The sequence below is a fragment of the Quyinboa ferrireducens genome, from assembly GCF_042436675.1.
GTDB lineage: Bacteria > Bacteroidota > Bacteroidia > Bacteroidales > UBA5342 > JBHJHP01.
The window spans coordinates 60,346-81,785 of the sequence record NZ_JBHMVA010000013.1; the positions used below are offsets into that span (position 1 = coordinate 60,346).

Sequence of the window (21,440 nt, forward strand, 5' to 3'; positions counted from 1 at the left end):
AATAAGTTTTATGCATCTTCGTCTTTTGTTGTTTTAAAGAGATACGGGGGATGCTTAATTACCGGTATCTCATCAAAATTCTCAACAGGAGGTGGCGAAGGGATCTGCCATTCCAGTGTAACTCCGTGCCATGGATTTGGTCCGGCTTTCGGGCCTTTTCGTCCTTTTACAAGGTTCCATATCATCATTATTAAACCGGTAAACAGAATAAAAGCTCCTATGGTTGATATAACATGACCTGTTTGGAATTGTGGCAGGTAATCGAAATATCTTCTTGGCATTCCCTGTAAACCAATAATGAAAAGCGGAAAATAAAGAATGTTAAATCCTGCGAACAGAATGCCCCATGCTATGTTGGCTCTGCGGATATTATACATGGTTCCGTAAATTTTAGGATACCAGTAATGAATAGCCGCAAAGAACGCAAATCCCATACCTCCGAAAATAATGTAATGGAAGTGTGCAACAACAAAGGTTGTATCATGTGTCTGTACGTTGGTTGCCAGTGCACCTAAAGTTAAACCGGTAAATCCTCCGATCATAAAAAGAAAAATGAACGAAATAGCATACAGTAGTGGGGGTTTCATGTCGATGGATCCCCCATACATGGTAGATATCCAGTTAAATACCTTGATCGCACTTGGTATAGCAACAATAAAGGTAAGGAAGGAGAAAAACCATCTTGACCAGTAACTGATACCAGTTGTAAACATATGGTGACCCCAAACAAAATATCCAACCACTGCAATGGCAATACTGGATATAGCAATTGCACCATAACCGAATACAGGTTTTTGACTAAAAGTAGGGAATATCTCAGTTACGGCACCCATCGCCGGAAGGATCATAATGTATACTGCAGGATGTGAATAAATCCAGAACAGGTGCTGATAGAGCAACGGATCCCCACCCAAAGCAGGATCAAAAAATCCAATCTGAAGTACTCTTTCTGCGATTACCATTAAAAGTGTTATTCCTACAATAGGTGTAGCGAGTACCTGAGTCCACGCTGTGGCATACAGTGCCCATGGGAAAAGTGGCATTTTGAACCAGCCCATGCCGGGAGCCCGCATACGGTGAATGGTAACGATAAAGTTAATACCCGTAAGAATGGAAGAGAAGCCCAGTATAAATGCTGCCGTAAGGGCATAGATTACATTGGAATTGGCTTCGGCACTATACGGAACATAAAAGGTCCATCCGGTATCCGGCGGTCCGTTACCTACAAACTGTGATAACACACCCAAAATGGCACCTAAAATATACAGATACCATGAAAAGAGATTTAATTTCGGGAACATCACATCTTTAGCCCCAATCATAATCGGGAGGAAAAAGTTCCCAAATACGGCTGCAAGCCCGGGTATCACTACTATAAAGATCATAATAATACCGTGGATGGTAAATAATCCGTTATAGGTCTGAGCACCCATAATTGTTTCTCCAGGCGCAATTTTCTCAATTCGCATAAGCAGTCCTAAAACAGCTGCGATCAAGAAAAAAGTCATAATGGAATACAGGTATAACAAACCAATACGTTTATGGTCTGTTGATGTAAGCCATCCCAGGAGACCCTTATACTTCCCCTGATGTTCCAGATAACTTTCGTAATTCTGATTTTCAGTTACAGACATATGAATAATTGTTATTTAACTACTTTTTTTCTTCCTTTAATCAGCAGGATTATAAATGTAATTGCGGCAATCCCAAGTATAAATGCACCAGCTACTGTTGTAACATTAAGCGTATAGCCCCTGCTTTTGGGATCGTACGCAAAACATACCTGGAGTATTTTACTGATGCTCGGTCTTGATATTCCTTTTTGCGCTTCAATCAGAGCCATTTTAACATCAAACGGAAGGAATGATAAGCCGTAAAGATACCTGGTGATTTTACCATCAGGACTTACGATAATAATAACTGAGGGATGAGCAAAATCTACTCCTGTAGGTTTGTATTTAAACCCAAACGCCTGGGTTGCTTTAGTGATATTTTCCTGAGATCCTGTCAGATATATCCATGCATCCCGATTTTCCTTACTAATTTTTTGAATGAAATTTTCTTTTTTCTCACGCGCTTTTTCTGGTGTGTCTTTGGTATTAAAACTGATGGTTATAACCTGATAATCATCACCTAGTTTCATGTCGAGTTTGCTTACTGCATCTGAAACACCACTTAATAGGGGACTGCAAAGCCCCGGACAATCAAAATACACAAAATTGAAGATGGTTGGTTTGGTTACCAGTTCTGCCAAAGAAACGGTATCGTTATTCTCATTAAGAAACGTAAGATCCAGAGGAATGGTATCGTTCAGATGTTCAACCACTCCAATTTCAACTTCTTTTTCATTACTCTGCGCAAACGAGAGAGAAAACGAAACGGCAGCGAGAAAAATTATGAGACCTCTTTTTAACATGTTAAGCTTCTTGTTTTACTTTATTTCTTTCTTTACAAATACCTGCCACAATTAAAGAGCCACCCATCAGGGAAAGGTCTTTTAGCATGGACATCATGGCAAACGCTTTTTCTGTTTCATTCCCGTTTAAATAATTCGGGATATGAATTGTCAGAATAAATACAAATATCAGAGCAGCCAGTAATAAGGTTGATACCTGTATCAACTTATTCGTTACAATACTAACACCGGCAGCTATAAGTAGTAGACCGGTTAACATAATGGTATACGGACCAATAGCTATAAATGACGTAAACTCGGCTGTAAAAAAGTCCAGTTCAATAAAATGACCCAAACCAAGAAAAATAAACGGAATCCCGAATAACAGCCGTCCAATAAAAGTGAGGTTTTTCATAGCATGACGATTTAAATGATTAATTATTTTTACCTATAAGAAAGATATTTCTGATCTGGAACAGGATATAAAAGATAAATCCCCATACACCTGCAACAACAGTAAAATATGTTATCAGTAACCAAACCGGAGCCATCCAGATGGTATTCCACATACCTCTGTGTGCTCTCAAACTAACAGGATGAGTAGGTACACCAGCCTGAAGTATGGTGTCTGTTTCAACGGTACCATAAAGATCTTCATTTGGAAGGTTAGCTATAAAATTAATATAGCCTGCCGTATCTCCAGGTAGATCTTTAGGTGCTGCAAAATACACTGTTCCTTCTTCATCCGTTCGTTTTACTTCGTCAACAGGTAAATTCCCAAAATGACGTTTAGCAAATAAATTGACTTCAGCATTCTGAACCGGAATCTTTTCACCGTCTTTTGTTCCGGTAACTGAAGCCTGTATTTGCTGTTTATCCTGCAGATATTGTAATAATATCTTTAAATCTTTACCACCAAACGAACCTTCCACAATTTTTTTTGCAACTTCCTGTGCATAATCAGGATTAAAACTTCTTATATATGCAATTACGTTCCAAATGTCAGTAGATGATAATATATTTTTAAAGGAAGGCATTAATAACCGGCCGTTTGTAATTTTATAATGAAGTGTTCCGTCAGTGTTATTCTGAATTTTACCGGTAGCAGGATCACCGGGAACCGGATTTAAGGCGTGGTTGTAATCTCCCTGACCCGGATGACCATGACAGGATGTACAGTTTGCTTCAAATATTTTTTTGCCTGCTTCAACATTTTCGTCAGTGAATTTAAACGGACTTAACTGTTTTGTTTTGTCTTCGGGGACAACCCAGTCCGGATCCTGACTAAAAGAATTAAGCCCGGTTAATAAGAGCAGTGCTAAAAGTGCAAATAATTTCATGATCCTTCCTTTATTCATTAATTTCTTTGGTTTCTTTTTTCTCTGCTTCCTCTGCCATTTCCCATATTGGTATTACCGGAAAGAATTTTGATAATCCCGTTATAATTAAAACAGCAAGCACAAAAGTTCCCAGCGTGATAAAAACTTCCGGAGCTGTGGGCACATAATGCATCCATTTTTCAGGCACATACATCTTTGGTAAAAACGGATGTTCCTGGGCCGGAACAACAATGATATACCGTTTGGTCCATGATGCCATAAAAACAAAGATTGATATTATCAGCATTGGCAGCGGCTTACGCATTTTCCTGAAGAGCAACAGTATAATTGGCAGTATCAGTCCTGACAGCTGGGTTCCCCAAAATAATAAAGCATGTTCACCTACAAATAATTCCCGTATATGAACGGCTTCTGCTTTTTCCATCTTGTATGCAGGAACCAGAAATTCATTGATATTGAAATAAAGATAAACCAGCGAAACCAAAACCAACAGTTTCCCCATTTTATCAAAATGCATGTCGGTGAGATAATTCCCCAGCTTGTAATTTTTTCTAAAAAAGTACATCATAATTATAACTCCTGCTACTCCGGTCACAAATGCACCCGTGATAAAGTAGGGGCCAAAAATTGTACTGTTCCAGCCTGCTCTGGGAGTTACTGCAAATAGCCAGGATGTAACCGTATGAATAGCAAATGCAGTTGGAATAATCAGAATCAGCAGAATTCGCATAGATTTAAAAAGAATATCGTATTGTTTGCTGCTGTGGTTCCAGTTGAGCGATAAAAACTCATACACTTTTGCCAGCCATTTGGGTGCATGCTGTAATCGCGTTTTAGCTATTGCCAAATCAGGTATTAACGGTAAAAAGTAGAGTAACAGACTGATGACCATATAGGTAGTTACAACTGTAACATCCCACAGAATAGGGGATTGAACTCTTCCATACATAAATACATAAGGTAACCTGTCGGGGCGTCCCATGTCGGAAACTATTACCAACCCTGCTACTGCAGAAAAGGCTACCGCAATAATTTCCGCTATTCTTCCTATCGGTTTGATCCATTGATAACCGATAAGTCCTAAAACAGAACTTATCAGCATCCCGATCAGACTGGCAGCAACAAAAAACACAAAGTGTGCAATGTAAAGCCCCCAGCTTACATAATCCCTTAATCCGGTAACTCCGAGCCCGTTTTTTAATTGATAAATATAGTATCCTACACAAACCAGTAACAGTATATGCAGGAATGCTATCCATGCCAAAAAACTTCCGTTAATTCTCACATGACCCAACAGATCGGATGAGATCTTATTCAGTTTTTGATTGTCGTCAGTGAATATTTTTTTGTGATCAGACATAGTTAATATGATTAAGCTTCGTTGATGTAACTATCCTTCGGTGGTTTTTCGTCCGGGAATTTGAACGTCCTGTCTTTAGGAGGCAGGTAATAAACTCTTGGTTCAGTTCCCAGTTCCGGCATCAAGCGGTAACCACCTTTTTCTTCTATCAATTCACTGAAACGTGTTGTCTCCTTAGTAGTTCCGTTGGTGACAGCATCTTCGTTTTTATCACCGTACCAGAATACACCATTAGGACAGGCAGAAACACAATATGGCATTTTACCTTCCCTCAATCTATCGGCACTGAATAAACATTTTGAAATTGTTCCTTTTTTCTGGGGTACGTTCAATTCAATATTGTATACCTGACCTTCGTATTTTTCATGATCACGTGGTTGGCTCCAGTTGAAAATCCTGGCTGAATAAGGACATGCTGCCATACAAAACCGGCAACCAATACACCGCTCGTTGTCGATCAAAACTATCCCATCCTGACGTTTAAATGTTGCATTAACAGGACAAACAGCAGTACAGGGCGGATTATCACAATGCTGACACGGCTTTGGCATAAAGTAAGGTTCTGTCGATTCATCCTCCTGCATTACCAAAGTGTTAATGTGATACTGATAAGGTTGTAACTGGTGAGCTGTCTGGCATGCATTCACACATTTTCTGGCATTGCGGCATTTTGAAAGGTCAATTACCATTACCCAACTTTTGCCTTCAAGTCCTTCACGACCACGGGTCTGAAGCTCATCAAGATCAAGCTTAACTTTTTTAATCTGATCTTTTGGTATTTGAACCAGTTTATTGTCGTCTGTTAATACAGTTACGTACTCGTCCTTTCCTTTTTCCTGCTCAAATTTATGGCCGGTATATATAGCAGCAGCACCTGCGGCGAAAGCGGCACCTGCAATACCGAATTTCTTAACAAATTCCCTTCTGGATGCTCTACTGTCCTTTAAAGGACCTGTTGGATTGTTATTCGGTTTGTCACTCATATCGGGGTTTTTACAAATTCGTTATTCTAAAGATTGTGTGATTCCTGTAACAGTATAACCCGAACCAACTATGGCTTGTTTAATGGCAATGGTGTCTGTTTTATCCGGGTCAAAACTAACTGTCGCCTTCTTTTCTGTATGTGAGGCTGATACAAGTTGAATGCCTTCAAGCTTTCGGACATTTGCCTGGATGGTCTGTTCACAACCTGTACATGTCATACCTTCAACATCGAAATTGTAGGTTTGTAATTCAATTTTTGCATCGGTAGCTTCAGAGTTGGTTGTGGTGCTTTTTTTGCTGTTACAAGAAGTAACTAATAAGATAAGCACAAGGGAGAGAACTGTAAAAATGTTTCGCATAGTCAATTCTGTTAGTGGTTGATAGTCAGAGATATTTATGACATCGTTTTATAAAAGTACTAATTATTATTTAAACTGGTTAAAATTAACCAAAAATTTTCCCCAAAATTTTAATCAGACCAAATAAATAGGATTGATCGTTTATAAGTACAATTAAGTGAGCGAAAAGTTCATGCTACAGTTAAAAAATTTTACAAAAAATCTGTTTTTTTAACAAAAATCATTTTCGCTGTTCTGTGTATAATAAAACTAGCAGTTAAAAAATTTCAGGAACATTATTATCAACGCTTCAGATTCCTTATCTTTACGCATACCACTTATCTTTAGAAATCATGAATTACGAAGCATTTTATAAAATAAGTTACGGTTTGTTTGTTATCTGTTCCGGGGATAAAAACCAAAAAAGCGGTTATATCGCGAACACTGCATTTCAGGTAACATCAGAACCTCCTCAGTTGGCAATAAGTTGTCATAAAAATAACCATACGAACAAAGTGATAAATGATACCGGAGTATTTTCGGTATCGATTCTAAAACAGGAGGCCGATAAATCAATCATTCAGCAATTTGGTTACGAAACAAGTTCAAAAACGGATAAGTTTACTGCAGGCCTTGATTTTAGATATGGTGACACGGGTGTGCCAATTATGTTGAGCGAGTGTGTAGCCTGGTTTGAGTGCAAAGTTACCATGCAGTTCGATGTAGGGAGTCATATTTTATTTGTGGGAGAAGTGATGAATGATGAACTTCTTGAACCGGATATGGATCCATTGACTTATGATTATTACAGAACAGTAAAACGTGGAATTGCACCACCGAACGCACCAACCTATATTGACAGAAAAAAGCTTAAAAAGGAGAGGGAAGAGCGAGAAGAGGAGCAAAGACGGAGTGAGAATCAGGAAGATAAAAAAGACGTAAGCGACAATAATACGACTGAAGAAAAAGAAGAAAACGGAGCACAATGTCTTGTTTGCGGCTATATTTATGATCCTGAAAAAGGTGATCCGGATGGTGGTATTCCTCCCGGAACACCGTTTGAAGATATTCCGGATGACTGGATATGTCCCAATTGTGGAGCTACAAAGGACATGTTTGAGGTGATAGGTAAATAAATATTTTACCTTGTATTGCGCTTAATTCAACAAATAAATAAAGACACATGAAAAGTTTAAAAGGATCTCAGACTGAGCAAAACCTGCTCAAAGCTTTTGCGGGTGAATCCCAGGCCCGTATGCGGTACAATTATTTTGCAAAACAGGCCAGAAAAGAAGGCCTGGAGCAGATAGCTGCCATTTTTGAAGAAACAGCGGTGAATGAAAAAGCTCATGCCAAACGGTTTTTTAGATTTCTTGAAGGAGGAATGGTAGAAATTACTGCCAGCTATCCGGCCGGAGTTATTGGTTCAACCCTTGAAAACCTGAAAGAAGCAGCTAACGGTGAGAATGAAGAGTGGACCGAGTTATATCCTGAATTTGCTAAAATAGCAGAAGAAGAGGGATTTAAAGAAGTAGCCGTGGCATTTAAGATTATCGCAAAAGTTGAAGCAGCTCATGAAGCACGCTATAAAAAACTGTATGAAAATCTTGAAAACGGAAATGTATTCGAACGCGAAGGCAGGGTAACATGGAAGTGTCGTGTTTGTGGATATTTACATGAAGGAACCAAACCACCTAAGGTTTGTCCGGGATGCCAGCATCCGCAGGCATTTTTCGAAATTAAAGAGGAAAATTATTAATGATAAAAATCGCTTAACTTTTCCAAAGTTTAAACTTTGGAAAAGTTGGCTCTTAAAGCTACTTGTTTTTAGCAGCTTTTTATTTTGTGTTTCTCATTCTGAAATGTAAGGAGTCTCCCCATTCGCCCAGCGCTACTTCATTTTCTGCCATTGCAATGCGTGCTTCCAGACAGTTAGAACAGTCTTCAGCATTTTCATCGGTGCAGGGCTTGTTTTCATATAATTTATAATCGTCACGGTATTTCCCGGGCGTAATATTGGGCATAATCACATTGGCCCCAATCTTTATTGCTTTTTCCCTTCCGATTTTGTCAATAGCCTGCAGTGCTGTGGCTGAGGCAATGTTAATATCTTTCATCATGATCCGAAGGATGGCTACCATTTTTAGTGTGAGCTGAAAGCGTTCATCAACAGATAGAAGCTGATCTTTGTATTGGTATAGAGGCGTGTCACGATGTTCGATGTATGGCCCCATACCAACCATGTCAATGTCAAAATCACGCATAAACAGCAGGTCATTTGCCAGGTCTTCTAAGGTTTGAAACGGAAGCCCGATCATTATACCTGTTCCGGTCTGATAACCCGTATCCTGTAAAGCTCTCAACGCTTTGATCCGGTTTTCAAATCGGTGTTTTTCATCATCGGGATGCAGCTTTTTATACAATTCTGGATTGCTGGATTCGATACGCAACAGGTATCGATGGGCGCCGCTTTCCATCCATCGGCGGTAGGTCTCTTTGTTTTGTTCTCCACATGAAAGCGTAACATGCAGTTCTCTATTGGTTCTTTGATGAATGGTTTTCAGGAGCTTATCTATCCGGTTTACAAATGTTGAACCGGTCAGTTCACCCGATTGCATTACTATGGAAGCATACCTGTTTTTCCATGCAAAAACAGCTGCATTTACAATTTCTTCATCGCTTAGGTTATAGCGTTTTATCTTGACATTATCCTTGCGGATCCCACAGTAAAAGCAATTTTTATCACAAACATTGGAGAATTCTATTAGTCCACGGAAATAGACTATATCATCTACGTATTGCTTTTTAATACGTGACGAAGTTTCAAAAAGTAGTTTTTTATCCTCACCTTCAGTTGTTAAAAGTGCAATAATATCTTCTTTAGTTAAAAAGTCCGACTGTAATATGGCTGATATGGATCGCATGTTTGAGCTCAAAATTTAAAGATAATCTTCAACCGATTCAGCCGATTTTACAAAAGGTGCGATGGCCCGGTTATAAATGCCCTGAACCCAGGCAATGGACATGCCATAATTGGTGACCGGAATGCCCGCATCAATGGCCGGTTTTAAGCGGTTAATAAGCTGTTTTCTGGTTATCATACAGCCGCCACACTGAATCACCAGTGCATAATCTGTGATTGGTCGTTCCAGTTTATTTAGTCCTGAAACAACATCGTACTCCAGTTGTTTTCCTGTGAAATTGCTGATCCACCTTGGAATTTTTACCCGTCCAATATCGTCACAGGATACATGATGTGTACAAGATTCCAGCAATAAAATCCGGTCTCCGTCTTTCAGATCACTGATCTTTGGTGTACCTTCCAGATATTTTGGAAAATCACCCTTAAAGCGTGCCAGCACTACACTGAACCCGGTCAGCGGTATATTCTTCGGTATCGATGCATCGGCTTTCAGAAAAATAGAGCTGTCAGTTACTGCCAGTTTGGGTTTTATACCTGTTTTTTTAAGGAAGGCATCTACTTCACGTTCTTTCAGTACAATGGCTACACTGTCGTTGTCCAGAATATCGCGAATAGCCTGAACCTGTGGTAAGATTAATCTTCCGTCCGGTGCCTCAATGTCAATAGGAATTATAAGCAGAACGATCTCCCCGTAACTTAATAGGTCGCCTAACATGGAAGGTGTTTGATATGCTGTAGCGGGAATAGCTTTTTTTATAGCATGAATCAGGTGTTCTGTATTCTGTGCGTCAACTGCGCTAAAATCCTCAATCAGAGCACTAAACTTATTCGAAATAGTGTGTTTCGTTGTAGGTTTTAATGGCTCAATATCCGATTTGTTATGAATGAAAAGTGCCGGTACCCCGTAGTCGTACAGTTCATTAAAAAGTTGAACTTCTTCCTCTCCGATTTCATTGTTGTTGATTACAATTAAGCCAAGATCGATAGACTGAATAGTCTGTCGTGTTTTTTTTATGCGCTGTTCACCAAGGCTCCCTGAGTCATCAATTCCTGCGGTATCTACCAGAACTACCGGCCCGATGCCGTGAATTTCAATGGATTTTTTTACAGGATCAGTCGTGGTGCCCGGTGTGTCTGAAACAATAGCAATATCCTGTCCTGTCAGCACATTAATGATCGAGCTCTTTCCGTAATTGCGACGGCCAAAAATTCCGATATGTGGTTTTAATTCTCGTCCTTTCATCTTATGATCCTAAATATCTTTCAGTGAAAACCCTTCTTTTAAAAGGTTTTCAGGTTTCATTAGAGATTCCAGTTTTTCAGCTTCAATAAGCTTTAGGTCAGCATTTGCTTCAAAAACAGATTTATGATTCGCGGTCATAGCTTTTGCAAGTTCAGCGGATTTATGGTATCCCAAAACCGGAAGAAGGGCTGTTGCCACTGCCGGACTATGAATGAGCTGATCATATGCTTTTTCGCTGTTGATCCGGATATCTTCGATCAAATTCTTTTTCAGTGTCTGGCAGGATGCGATTAATAGTTTTAGTGATCCAATCAGTTTGTGCCCTATGACCGGAAGGTATGCGTTCAGTTCCAGGCAACCCTGCGCACACAAATTGGTGATGAGCATGTCGTTGCTGTAAATAGTATGGCTTGCACTGATCACAAATTCCGGAATTACCGGATTGACTTTTGTTGGCATAATGGAACTTCCAATCTGTTTTTTCGGGATTTCCAGTTCTTTAATGACATGTGTGTCGGAAGCCAGAAGCCTTAGGTCATTCACCATCTTTTCGAGGTTAACGGCGTGTGCTTTTAATATGGCATGAATCTCCACGAAACTATCAAGATTAGCTGTGGCATCGTGCATGTTTTCGCTCCTGGTAACGGGTAAGCCAGTTAGTTCCTTTAATGTCTGAACCACTTCCATAACTACATAACGGGGAACTGTCAATCCGGATCCGATGGCACTTCCTCCCAGATTTACGGGTTTAATGCGTTCGAAACATTTGGAAACCCGCCACCAGTCTCGTGACAACGCATCGCTGTAGGTGCTGAATAATCTTCCAAATGAGGTCGGTACAGCTTCCTGCATTTGTGTGTAGCCAACCCGGAGTTTATTGCGCCCATCCTGTTCTTTTAATTCAACGGAGTGGCGCAGGTCGTTAATTTCTTCTTCCAGCTGATTTAGCAGTCGCATTACTGCAACTTTCAAGGCTGTAGGAATCACATCGTTTGTGGATTGAAAAATATTGGCATGTTCCACCGGATCAATAACAGAGTAGGAACCTGGTTTTTCTCCGGATTGGATCAGAGCCGCATTAGCAATAATCTCGTTGATGTTCATGTTAATGCTGGTTCCGGCACCACCTTGGATGGCAGGAACAATGAACTGGTCGAACCATTCGCCTTGTGCAACCTTCTCAGCTACAGCCTCAAGAATATTAAGCTGATCTTCCGGAATCATCCTGATCTTGAAAGCTGAAAGATCGTATTGTCTGGAGGCGGCTTTAAAAAAATTACCCGCAGTAATATAACAAGCCTGCTTAACCATTCCAACGGCCTTATACCACTCAATCTGAAACGGTGTGTTATCCGGAAAGTTCTCTTTTGCACGAACTGCATTAATGCCGTAAAGGGCATCTTCAGGAATTTCGATGGATCCTATAAAATCAGTTTCTGTTCTTGTCATAAACACTGGTTTAAAAATAAAGGTCCCTTTCTCCTGCTTTTATTTTTTCAATCCGGCTACGAAGCTCGGGTACGTTAGCATGTCCGTTTAACTCTGAAATATTTTTTTCGATGACTTTCCAGCCTTTTTCAGCTGTTTCTTCCGGCGCGTAATCCACCAGGTATTCGGCCAAAGTCAGGATGGCATTTGGTGAGCAGAACCGCTTAATAAAGCCCGGAACAGAAAATTCCATGAAGTGTTCTCCTGTTCTTCCAAGCCTGTAACAAGCAGTGCAAAACGATGGCAGGTAATCGTTATCCAGCAGTTCGTTTATAACTTCATTCAACGATCTGTCGTCGTTAATCATGAACTGTTCCTTGTCAATATGTTGATCGGCTTTAGCCGCTGCGTAAGCGCCAATTTCTATTTTTGTTCCACCATCAATCTGTGATACACCAAATCGCATGACTTCCTTTCGAAGAGCCGCATTTTCGCGCGCTGTCAGGATCAAACCGGTATATGGAACAGCCAAACGCAAAATAGCTACCAATCGTGTAAAATCTTCGTCTGAAACCGAATAATCCTGATCGAGGTTTACGTTAAGGGCGTCTTTTATGCGTGGAAATGATATGGTATGTGGCCCGATATTGTAGCATGCCTCCAGATGATTGGTGTGGCGCACCAGAGCCATCACTTCAAATTTCCAGTCGTAAAGGCCAAAAAGTGCGCCTATACCAACGTCGTCCAGTTTAACATCCTGTGCTCTGTCAAGCGAAGTAAGCCTATTATTGTAATCGGCCTTTTTCCCCGACGGGTGGAATTTTTTGTAAATTCCGGGATGATATGTTTCCTGGAAAATCTGGTAAGTGCCAATGCCGGCTTCTTTTACTTTTTTAAATCCTTCGTGATCAAGTGGTGCAGCATTAATGTTAACCCGCCGAATTTCACCGTTGCCTCTTTTTACTTTGTAAACGGTTCGAACCGAATCGGCAATAAAATCCGCATCGTACATGGGATGTTCACCGTAAACAAGGATTAAACGTTTTTGTCCGTTGTCTTCCAGTGCCATTACTTCCTGGATTAGGTCATCGTGGTTTAATGTATGGCGGACCGCATCTTTATTAGAAACCCTAAAACCGCAATACTGACAGTTATTAATACATTTATTGCCCACATATAATGGTGCAAACAGCACAATTCTGTTTCCGTAAACCGCTTCTTTCAGTTTCATGGCTCCTGCTTTTATCTGCTCAACGGATGATGGATCATCGGCATTAAGTAAATCGGCTACCTCAGGAAGTGATAAACGCTTTTTGGAAATGGATTTACGGATGATTTCATCAATTCTTTCTTTTGAAGGACGCGGTCTTTCCAGAAAGTTTTCGATTTCATGGACATCAATGAACGGTTCATGAGGTCTGTCTTCAATGGTGTACTTTTCAGGTGTAAATTTCATGGTTCTCCCTTTAATCTTTTGCTAAAACCGATTTTACGGTAATCCCTTCCAAACGTCCAAGTTTACCGCTTAATGTACTAATCTCGTCAGTTGTTCCTTCAACCACGAGAGAAATTATACTAACCGATTTTTCTTTCAGGGGAATGCCTTGCCGGGCAATGATGACAGGTGACTGTTCAGAGAGAATCGTATTCAGTTGCTGAACATGATCCTTATTTTTTATGACAATGAGCAAAGCTCCTATTCGCTTCTCCATCAGAAAAATCCTTTGGGTCAGTTAAACATACATTAAGATCTTTGAAGCCGATAAATCAACTCCTCGGATTAGGAGCAAAGGTAAGAAAAACTTTTAATTAGAGAAATATTTCTTTAATTAAAAAGAAAAAATAACCCGGAAACTTTCCGGGTTATTTTAATGAATATTTTATTCCGAAAGAATCAGTTGTTTTTTCTCATTTATTTTATCCAGCTTTTGTTGCTGTACATTCAAAAGTTCCCGCTTAACCTGAACATCTTTTTCCTTGTTTTCCAAATCAAGTTTAAGTTGCTCTATGTTGTTTTCTGATTCAGTAATTTCACTTTGCAGTTCTTTATTCTCAGCTTCCAGTTCAAGTATTTTCTTCTCATTTTTACTTACATCAGATTTTGCTTTTAGGATATCCCCCTGCATTTTAACAATATCCTTATCCACGTCCGCTTTGTTTTTCATGGCTTTTTCCAGATCAGATTGCACATCATCGTGAACATCCTGAATCTTTTCCATTTCATCTTCCACAATTCTTAGCTGATAGAATTTTACGAAGCGCTTGATAAATATTTCAATCTTTTCACTCTCCTCAGGGTATTCTTTCTTCGATAAATATTCATACCTGTTGACAGAGATAGCGACTATTAAACCGGCATCGGGTGCTTTTGAATTTACCAAAGAATAAAGTGTCACCATTTTATTTGTTATGTCCGGCAGGTGAATATCCGGTGCGACTCGTATACTTCCGGATCGTTTTAACTTTACATCATAATTGTCTTTTAAAAAATCTTCCCAGGCATCTTCAAGATCTTTGCGGTCCCCTTCAAAAATAACCTGAAAAGCCGGATTAGGATTGCCATCATATTCAAGGGTTGTTGTAAAGACTTTGGTGCTTCCTATAACCGAATATGGTCCGTTTTGTGCACTTATAAAAGACAGAGATACAAATACTGCAAACAAAGCAGTAATAAGCTTAAGTTTTTTCATAATCATCAATTTTAAATATAACATAATCAAACAGGGATGTGTTTAATTGTTTGATTAATAATTACAAAGGTAACGTAAAACTAAATGTGGAACCAATACCAGGTTTTGAATCTAATTGGATTCTACCTCCCAATATTTCCACAAGCCCTTTAGAGATTGAAAGACCTATTCCAGCCCCGCCTTTCTGACTAGCTTTTTCATCTGCCTGCCTGAACCTTTCGAATATCATCGCCTGTTGGTGCTTTTCAATGCCTACACCTGTATCTGAAACGTAAATCTCTACGAAATTAGTGTCTGCCATTTTGCATCCCAGTGTAATTTTGCCGCTTTCAGTGAACTTAAATGCATTACTCAGCAAATTTGTAATGATCTGTCTTACTCTGGCCGGATCTGTGTTAGTGCTTAGATTCTTATCTGTTTCGATATTAAGCTTGAATTCAACCGAAGATTTTTGAGATTTTACCCAGAGCAAATCAAAGCTATCATAGAGATTTTGTAAAATGTCGGGAATATTCTCTTCTGAATTTATAATTTTAATCTGACCGACTTCAATTTTTGATATATCAAGAATATCATCGATCAGTGTCAGCAGGTCAACGGATCTTTGTTGAATAATTTCTGTGTAATGTTGCCGTTCTTCTTTTTCAAGATCATAATCATTGATAAGTTCAGAGAAACCTACGATGGCATTCATAGGTGTTCTTATTTCATGACTCATATTTGCCAGGAAGGTAGATTTAAGTTTATCACTTTCTATGGCTTTTTCTTTTGCTTTTATCAGTTCTGCCTCAGTCCTTTTTTTGTAAATAAAAATGCTCATTTCGTGAGCTACAAGCTCCAGAATCTCCTGGTGTGTTTCGTTAAGTGCATCCTCCGACTGGTAGTTCTGCATTACCAGAGCACCAATAGGATCGCTTTCTACTATTAACGGAACACTGATCCAGCATTTAGGCATTGAACCGACCAGGTTAACAGTGCCATCCTGAGTCATTTTAAGGATGTCTTTCTCTTTCAGAACCAGTGGCCGTTTTTGTTCTATTGTATAACCGGTGATGGATTTTTTTGCAGGCCATTCTTCAATTTCATCTTTTTCATCCGTAAAGTAGGGGGCGTATAACGTATCTTTACCTTCATTATACAAGGCGCACAAAAAATTAGACGTGTCTATAATTTCTTCCAGTTCATTGTGAATAACCTGGATAAGCTCATGTAACGATTCCGATTTAATCGCAGAAATTGAGATATTATAGAGCATGCGTTGAATCCTGACCGTTTTTTTCTGGTCTGTAATGTTTAGTCCGAATCCAACAATTCCTTTCACGTTGTTTTTGCTGTCTTTCCACGGAACTTTTGATGTAAGATACCAGATCTTATCCCTTTTGGATATATTGATGCATTCTTCCTTTCTTATAATTGACTTACCTTCGTTTATAACAGATAAATCATCGGTTTTAAATTTTTCAGCCAGTTTTTCGGGGAATATTTCTTCATCAGTTTTGTCTTTCAAATCACTGGCTTTTAAGCCTAGCTCAGGAATTCCCTGATTATTAGACATTATTTTTTTCCGGTTCAGATCCTTAACATAAATTTCGAACGGAGCACTGTTTATAATTGTTTGTAACAGATTTCGGTCAGCTTTTATCTCTTCTTCATGTCGTTTAATTTCACTGATATCATTTGCAAGCGCTATAATAACCTGTTCACCCATGTACTGACCCGGATATAACCTGACGAGTTTTGGAAAAATTTCACCGTTATAGCGCTTTCCCCAGAATTCAAATTCCTGTTCTTCTCCTTTTGCTGCATTAGAAGTCGCCAAAGCCAGCATATTAAGGTCGTTCATGCCTTCGGCTGCCAGATGTTCAGGTGTTTTACCGATAAAATAATCTTTAGGATACCCATACATTTCTTCAGCACCTTTGTTGACTTCTAAGAACTCACCTTGTAAATTCTGAATGTATATGGCTTCCTTGACTGTGTTGAACAGACCTTTAAAATTATTAACACTTTCTTTCAGCTTTTCCTGTGTTAGTTTTTTCTGATCAATATTTTTACTAACGCCAAGTATGCCCATGCATTCTCCTGAATCGTTATAAATTCCTTTAATGTTTAGTTCAACCCAAAAAGCATGTCCATCCTTATGTAGTTGTTTTAGCTGCACATTGACTTTGGGAAATACTTTGTTTTTTTCAAGGTACAGAAATCCTTCCTTTATCATTTCTGTTACCTCAGGAATGAATTCCGGACTTAACGTTTCTGTTATCGTTTCCTGCATCGCTTCCTCAACTGTAAAGCCGCGTAGTTTTTTTATGGAAGGACTTATATAGGTAAATTCACCGGTAAGATTCATTGTCCAGATGACGTCATCTGAGTTTTCAGCGATTAGGTTGTATTTGCCGTCACTGATCAGCAGAGCATCGCTTGTTTGGCTGATCTGGGTTTGAGTGATTTTCTGAATACGGTTTAAACAATCCTCCATGCCAATTTTTCCATGCGAGAAATCGGACAGAATTTTTTTAAGATCCGGTTTGTAAACCTCTACCAATCGGTCAGAAAATTTCATTAGATTTTAACTGAAAATTAATTGAGCTCAAATCTATATTAAATTATTGTTAAATCCTAATCTCATGTTCTATATTTTTAAGGTTATTTGTTTAGATGACTGAAAGATGAACGTTTTTCCCTGTTTGGAATAATTTTTATCTCTGTTTCTAAATGCTTATACTTGCACTATAAAATTTGGACAAAATTTGCAGGATAAAGAAATACTTGAGAGAATAGCAAAGGGTGATAAGCAGGCATTTGCAGTAGTTTATAAGGAATTTTATAAACCTTTGTGTTATTATGCCTTTAAATTCTTTCAGGATGAGATTACTGCTGAAGATATTGTCCAGAAAACCATGGTTAAGCTGTGGGAGCAAAGAAAAAAAATTACTGAAATTAACAGTATTTCGTCTTTTTTATATCGGACTGTTCACAATAACAGCATTAATGAGTTAAAGCACAGACAAGTCAGAGATAAGCATGCGGATAATATTAAATCTGAACTTGATGCAATAGCATATGAAAGTCCGGTTGAAGAATACGAAGACCGCTTGAGTAAGATGTTGATGGATGCGATTAATGATCTTCCTCCCAAGAAAAGCGAGATTTTTAAGCTGAAGTATTTTAAAGGCATGAAACATAAGGAAATTGCGGATCAACTGGGAATATCATACAGAACGGTTGAGACACATATTGTAAAAGGCTTACAGAAGCTCCGCGAAACATTGGGGGATAAAAATTTTTTCGTGGATGAGTAAGTAGTAAATAACAGGTAGTTGTCTATTTGCTGAAAGATGATAGTTAAACTTAAACATATTGATGAAATTGACCGACTGATTGTACGTTATAAGAATAACGATGCGTCACGAGATGAACAGTTGGCCCTTCTGAATTGGATAAAGGAATCCGAATCAAACAAAGAATATTTTCAGAATACCCTTGCTCTGTACGATAGGATAAATTCAGCACATGTAAAATTCAACAGTGATAAGGCGTTTGAAAGTTTTATGCACAATACTGTTTCAACAAGGAAAGTTTTCTTACTTACTCCCTTTATGAGAATTGCTGCAACAATTTTAATCATAGTTGGAATTGGATTAACAACGTTTTATATTACCCGTGATGTAAATCAGATTGTGGTAGCATCAAATGTTGAAATTATAAATCAGGACTTACCGGATAAAACAGAGGTAACACTGAACAAAGAAAGTGAATTAAGTTATCCTTCCAGGTTTACAGAGGAAAAACGAAAAGTTAAACTCAACGGTCAGGCATTCTTTAATGTGCATCATAATGAGAAACATCCGTTCGTTGTGAAGGCAGGTCCGGTGGAGGTTGAAGTTTTGGGTACCTCTTTTGATGTTCATAATGATACCTTGCTTCAGGTTACAACGGTAACTGTAGAAACTGGAAAGGTCAAAGTCAGTTATCCTGATAATAATTTTATTGCCTATCTTGAACCGGGTGATCAGTGCACTGTGGACTGGGGTGATCATTCTACAAGCGAAAGTAAAGTGAATGATACAAATTATAAAGCATGGCTTACCAAAATATTGGTATTTGAATCATCACCCTTATCTCAGGTTATTAAAGATCTTAATCAGGTATATGATAAAAAAATAGTTATTGCAGATCAGAATCTGAAAAATTGCATGCTTACCACAAAAATTGACAATACCCCGCAAAAGGAGGTTTTAACTATGCTGGAAAAATCATTAAATGTTGAAGTGATTGACAACGGCGAAATGTATATTCTTATTGGTGACGGTTGCGTTCAGTAATAAATCACTATATTTGAAAAAACCTTTAATATGCGGGTGAGGAGCAATAAATTATATCTCTTACCATATATATTTCTTTTGTTTTTTGTTCTGAATAACATTAAAATTTCGGGGCAGGATAATTTATTGTTGTATACCACTAAGGTTACAATAAATGCTCAGAATACTCAGATTCGTGAAATATTAAGCCTCATTGAACGTAATCACAACATTGTTTTTTCGTATAAAGATGGTTTATTTAATGATCAGGCGCGAAGAACCTTTATTGTAAAGGATATGCCGCTTTATAATGCCCTGGATTCTTTACTCCAGTCTGATTCGCTTTCATATTATCCATTGGGAAGGAATGTTGTAATTTACAGACCAACAACTTTGCGTCCCAGGAATATCGTGGTCAGGGATACCCTCGTTCAAAACGTGTTACGAAAAGATACAGTACATGTAAAAGTTCTCAAAAGAGACACAGTGATCGTATTTAAAACAGATACGTTATTTGATACCATTTATGTGAAAGATCCTTATCCGGTATATGATACTCTGTATATGGATAAGCCCAAAATCCAGTTACTAGGATATTACAATTATAACTTTTATCGTGTTAACAGAACCGGCATGCCTGATTATCTTGATTATTCTGATTCATTATTTAATCAGGCTGAGTCAAATCCTAATACCTACAGAATTGGTCTTTTAGCCCAGGTAAACCTCAATGAAAAATTCTATTTTAAAACTGGTTTGGGATTCGGAAAAAGTAAATGGAATTCTGCTTATAATTTCAGAACGGTTACAACAGATTCTTCCAACGTTGTGGATTATCATGTGTCAATGGAAACGGAAGTTTACAAGACGGATTCAATATTTATCTATTTTCCAGGTTCCGATACTCTGTGGTTTTATGATTATGATACTGTTTATCATTACAGTACCAATCCGGAATATAAAAAGGATACAACCGATTATAAATATTCAGGTAAAAACGAATTGATGTTTCTGTCTATACCATTTTATATGGGATGGGAGGTTCCTGTATTTAAGAAAAGCAAAATTTATGGTGAAGTTGGTTTAATCGTTGATTTTCTTCTTTCAACAAAAGGCATGGCTTTGTCCGATTCTCCCTATGGTGAGTTGGTTCCTTTATCTGATCTGCCATTGTCCCCAATTAGTGCATATATGTCGTTAGGAATAGGTTTTGAAAGCCCACTGTCTGAAAATCTTGATTGGTTCGTCAAATTTAATTACGATTGGCAGCTGAATTCCGATTATGCAAAGATTTATCCCGTAAGGCAAAGGCGAAAAGGACCTGGTTTTTCGCTTGGTATTAAATTCTGACAAAAAAATCTGTAAAATTTAAGTTAATTGTACGTGTTTTTATTTTAAACATTGTCATTATGGTGTATTATGACTTTTCAGTTTGTTGATCTGTGAAGAGCTATTAGATATATCATTTTATTGATAGTTTGAAATTCTGATTGAAAAGAAACACTCATGAGACGACGAAGAGTTCATGCTTTGAGAGATTTTGGTCAAATTAAGTGGGTTAACTTCAATTTTTATCTTCGTCAGTCTTAAAGTTGAAATGGTGGCATCCATATACACTACAGAAAACCACCATCTCTTCTTTAGTTCAAAAAGGCATACTCCGGCGGGAGGTGCCTTTTTTACTTTTACAAAGGTATGAAATACTGAGAGATTTTAGCGTATGTAAGTGTATTACGATTCCGATATCATCAAAATATGGCATATCGTTTTTATATTTGTGGCCATGAAGAAGGGTGAAGTGAAGAATATTTTATTCGATTTAGGAGGTGTGATTCTGGATCTTGACAAACAAAAATGCTTTGACTCATTTCGGAGCCTTGGTGTGGATTTAAATGGACAGGGACTGGGTTTTTATGGACAAACAGGTTTATTGGGTGAACTTGAGCTTGGTAGGGTTGAAGAAAGCATGTTTTATGACCGGTTCAGGAAAGAGTATAAAACCAATGCCGATGATGATTCAATAAAGCATGCCTGGAACAGTTTTCTGGTTGGTATTCCGGAAGAGCGTCTGGAATTTTTAAAAATGCTAAAACAAAAATACAACCTCTATTTATTAAGCAATACAAGTAAGATCCATTATAATTACTGGCATCCGATGTTTCGGTATGACGATGACAAGGTTGGGACACAGCATTTTTTTAAGGGGGTATTTTGTTCATACATGTCGCAGGTGGCCAAACCTGATAAGAGGGCATTTGAAAATGTAATTAGCGAAGCAGGCATAAAACCTGAAGAAACATTATTTTTTGATGATAGTGAAGCCAATATAAAAGCTGCATCAGAGATGGGATTTAAAACTATATTTATCCCGGAAGGTGAAAAGCTTGAGCTTATTTATATTGACAAGCTGGTATAGTTTTCATAATTTTGCGCTT

General features: G+C 38.4%; 20 protein-coding genes. 6 read left to right on the forward strand and 14 right to left on the reverse strand.

The genetic code is table 11. The features are described 5' to 3' along the window. Positions 1 to 8: 8 nt before the first annotated feature. The 7 genes from ACE01N_RS16230 to ACE01N_RS16260 are packed head-to-tail and all read right to left on the reverse strand — an operon-like array spanning position 9 to position 6,438. The gene (locus ACE01N_RS16230) at positions 9 to 1,634 is read right to left on the reverse strand and encodes a cytochrome c oxidase subunit I (RefSeq protein ID WP_380591303.1); all 1,626 of its coding nucleotides are present in this window, start codon (positions 1,632 to 1,634) and stop codon (positions 9 to 11) included. 11 nt (positions 1,635 to 1,645) lie between these two features. Next, on the reverse strand, positions 1,646 to 2,416 hold the full coding sequence (locus tag ACE01N_RS16235; RefSeq protein WP_380591306.1) for an SCO family protein: 771 nt from the start codon (positions 2,414 to 2,416) through the stop codon (positions 1,646 to 1,648). A gap of 1 nt (position 2,417) precedes the next feature. Next, a complete protein-coding gene (locus tag ACE01N_RS16240; RefSeq protein WP_380591309.1) occupies positions 2,418 to 2,810 on the reverse strand; it encodes a DoxX family protein in 393 nt (130 codons plus the stop codon). A 19-nt stretch (positions 2,811 to 2,829) separates the two neighbouring features. Next, on the reverse strand, positions 2,830 to 3,735 hold the full coding sequence (locus ACE01N_RS16245; protein WP_380591311.1) for a c-type cytochrome: 906 nt from the start codon (positions 3,733 to 3,735) through the stop codon (positions 2,830 to 2,832). A gap of 10 nt (positions 3,736 to 3,745) precedes the next feature. Beyond that, entirely contained in the window at positions 3,746 to 5,095 is a 1,350-nt protein-coding gene (gene nrfD / locus ACE01N_RS16250) for an NrfD/PsrC family molybdoenzyme membrane anchor subunit (RefSeq protein ID WP_380591314.1), read from the reverse strand. A gap of 11 nt (positions 5,096 to 5,106) precedes the next feature. Further along, entirely contained in the window at positions 5,107 to 6,078 is a 972-nt protein-coding gene (locus ACE01N_RS16255; protein ID WP_375728655.1) for a 4Fe-4S dicluster domain-containing protein, read from the reverse strand. A 21-nt stretch (positions 6,079 to 6,099) separates the two neighbouring features. Then, positions 6,100 to 6,438 carry a cation transporter gene (locus tag ACE01N_RS16260; protein WP_375728654.1) on the reverse strand — a complete coding sequence of 113 codons (339 nt, stop codon included), beginning with the start codon at positions 6,436 to 6,438 and terminating at the stop codon, positions 6,100 to 6,102. Positions 6,439 to 6,770: 332 nt separating this feature from the next. Between ACE01N_RS16260 and ACE01N_RS16265 the strand changes: the two genes are divergently transcribed. Both ACE01N_RS16265 and rbr read left to right on the forward strand, forming a co-directional pair. Continuing rightward, positions 6,771 to 7,553 carry a flavin reductase gene (locus tag ACE01N_RS16265; protein ID WP_380591318.1) on the forward strand — a complete coding sequence of 261 codons (783 nt, stop codon included), beginning with the start codon at positions 6,771 to 6,773 and terminating at the stop codon, positions 7,551 to 7,553. A 47-nt stretch (positions 7,554 to 7,600) separates the two neighbouring features. Then, entirely contained in the window at positions 7,601 to 8,176 is a 576-nt protein-coding gene (gene rbr / locus ACE01N_RS16270; RefSeq protein WP_380591321.1) for a rubrerythrin, read from the forward strand. Between the two features lie 79 nt (positions 8,177 to 8,255). Here the strand turns inward: rbr and hydE are convergent, their stop codons facing one another. The 7 genes from hydE to ACE01N_RS16305 all read right to left on the reverse strand — a co-directional run bounded on the left by hydE (position 8,256) and on the right by ACE01N_RS16305 (position 17,264). Next, positions 8,256 to 9,341 carry a [FeFe] hydrogenase H-cluster radical SAM maturase HydE gene (gene hydE, locus ACE01N_RS16275; protein ID WP_380591324.1) on the reverse strand — a complete coding sequence of 362 codons (1,086 nt, stop codon included), beginning with the start codon at positions 9,339 to 9,341 and terminating at the stop codon, positions 8,256 to 8,258. Between the two features lie 15 nt (positions 9,342 to 9,356). Continuing rightward, the gene (hydF, locus tag ACE01N_RS16280) at positions 9,357 to 10,583 is read right to left on the reverse strand and encodes a [FeFe] hydrogenase H-cluster maturation GTPase HydF (RefSeq protein WP_380591327.1); all 1,227 of its coding nucleotides are present in this window, start codon (positions 10,581 to 10,583) and stop codon (positions 9,357 to 9,359) included. 9 nt (positions 10,584 to 10,592) lie between these two features. Next, positions 10,593 to 12,032 carry a lyase family protein gene (locus ACE01N_RS16285; RefSeq protein ID WP_380591330.1) on the reverse strand — a complete coding sequence of 480 codons (1,440 nt, stop codon included), beginning with the start codon at positions 12,030 to 12,032 and terminating at the stop codon, positions 10,593 to 10,595. 10 nt (positions 12,033 to 12,042) lie between these two features. Next, positions 12,043 to 13,467 (reverse strand): [FeFe] hydrogenase H-cluster radical SAM maturase HydG, encoded by a 1,425-nt coding sequence (gene hydG, locus ACE01N_RS16290; protein ID WP_380591333.1) that lies wholly within the window; start codon positions 13,465 to 13,467, stop codon positions 12,043 to 12,045. A gap of 10 nt (positions 13,468 to 13,477) precedes the next feature. Continuing rightward, positions 13,478 to 13,723: a TM1266 family iron-only hydrogenase system putative regulator gene (locus ACE01N_RS16295; RefSeq protein WP_380591336.1), complete on the reverse strand. Its 246-nt coding sequence runs from the start codon at positions 13,721 to 13,723 to the stop codon at positions 13,478 to 13,480. Positions 13,724 to 13,891: 168 nt separating this feature from the next. Then, complete coding sequence (locus ACE01N_RS16300; RefSeq protein ID WP_380591339.1) at positions 13,892 to 14,701, reverse strand: hypothetical protein; 810 nt, start codon at positions 14,699 to 14,701, stop codon at positions 13,892 to 13,894. A gap of 61 nt (positions 14,702 to 14,762) precedes the next feature. Beyond that, the gene (locus tag ACE01N_RS16305; RefSeq protein ID WP_380591342.1) at positions 14,763 to 17,264 is read right to left on the reverse strand and encodes a PAS domain-containing sensor histidine kinase; all 2,502 of its coding nucleotides are present in this window, start codon (positions 17,262 to 17,264) and stop codon (positions 14,763 to 14,765) included. Between the two features lie 187 nt (positions 17,265 to 17,451). On the opposite strand from ACE01N_RS16305, the gene ACE01N_RS16310 reads away from it, so the two are divergent. From ACE01N_RS16310 to ACE01N_RS16325, 4 genes are all read left to right on the forward strand, one after another. Continuing rightward, the gene (locus ACE01N_RS16310) at positions 17,452 to 18,003 is read left to right on the forward strand and encodes an RNA polymerase sigma-70 factor (protein WP_380591345.1); all 552 of its coding nucleotides are present in this window, start codon (positions 17,452 to 17,454) and stop codon (positions 18,001 to 18,003) included. Between the two features lie 36 nt (positions 18,004 to 18,039). Then, on the forward strand, positions 18,040 to 19,026 hold the full coding sequence (locus tag ACE01N_RS16315) for a FecR family protein (protein WP_380591348.1): 987 nt from the start codon (positions 18,040 to 18,042) through the stop codon (positions 19,024 to 19,026). 30 nt (positions 19,027 to 19,056) lie between these two features. Then, on the forward strand, positions 19,057 to 20,355 hold the full coding sequence (locus ACE01N_RS16320; protein ID WP_380591351.1) for a hypothetical protein: 1,299 nt from the start codon (positions 19,057 to 19,059) through the stop codon (positions 20,353 to 20,355). 433 nt (positions 20,356 to 20,788) lie between these two features. Beyond that, the gene (locus ACE01N_RS16325; protein WP_380591354.1) at positions 20,789 to 21,421 is read left to right on the forward strand and encodes an HAD family hydrolase; all 633 of its coding nucleotides are present in this window, start codon (positions 20,789 to 20,791) and stop codon (positions 21,419 to 21,421) included. Positions 21,422 to 21,440 lie beyond the last annotated feature (19 nt).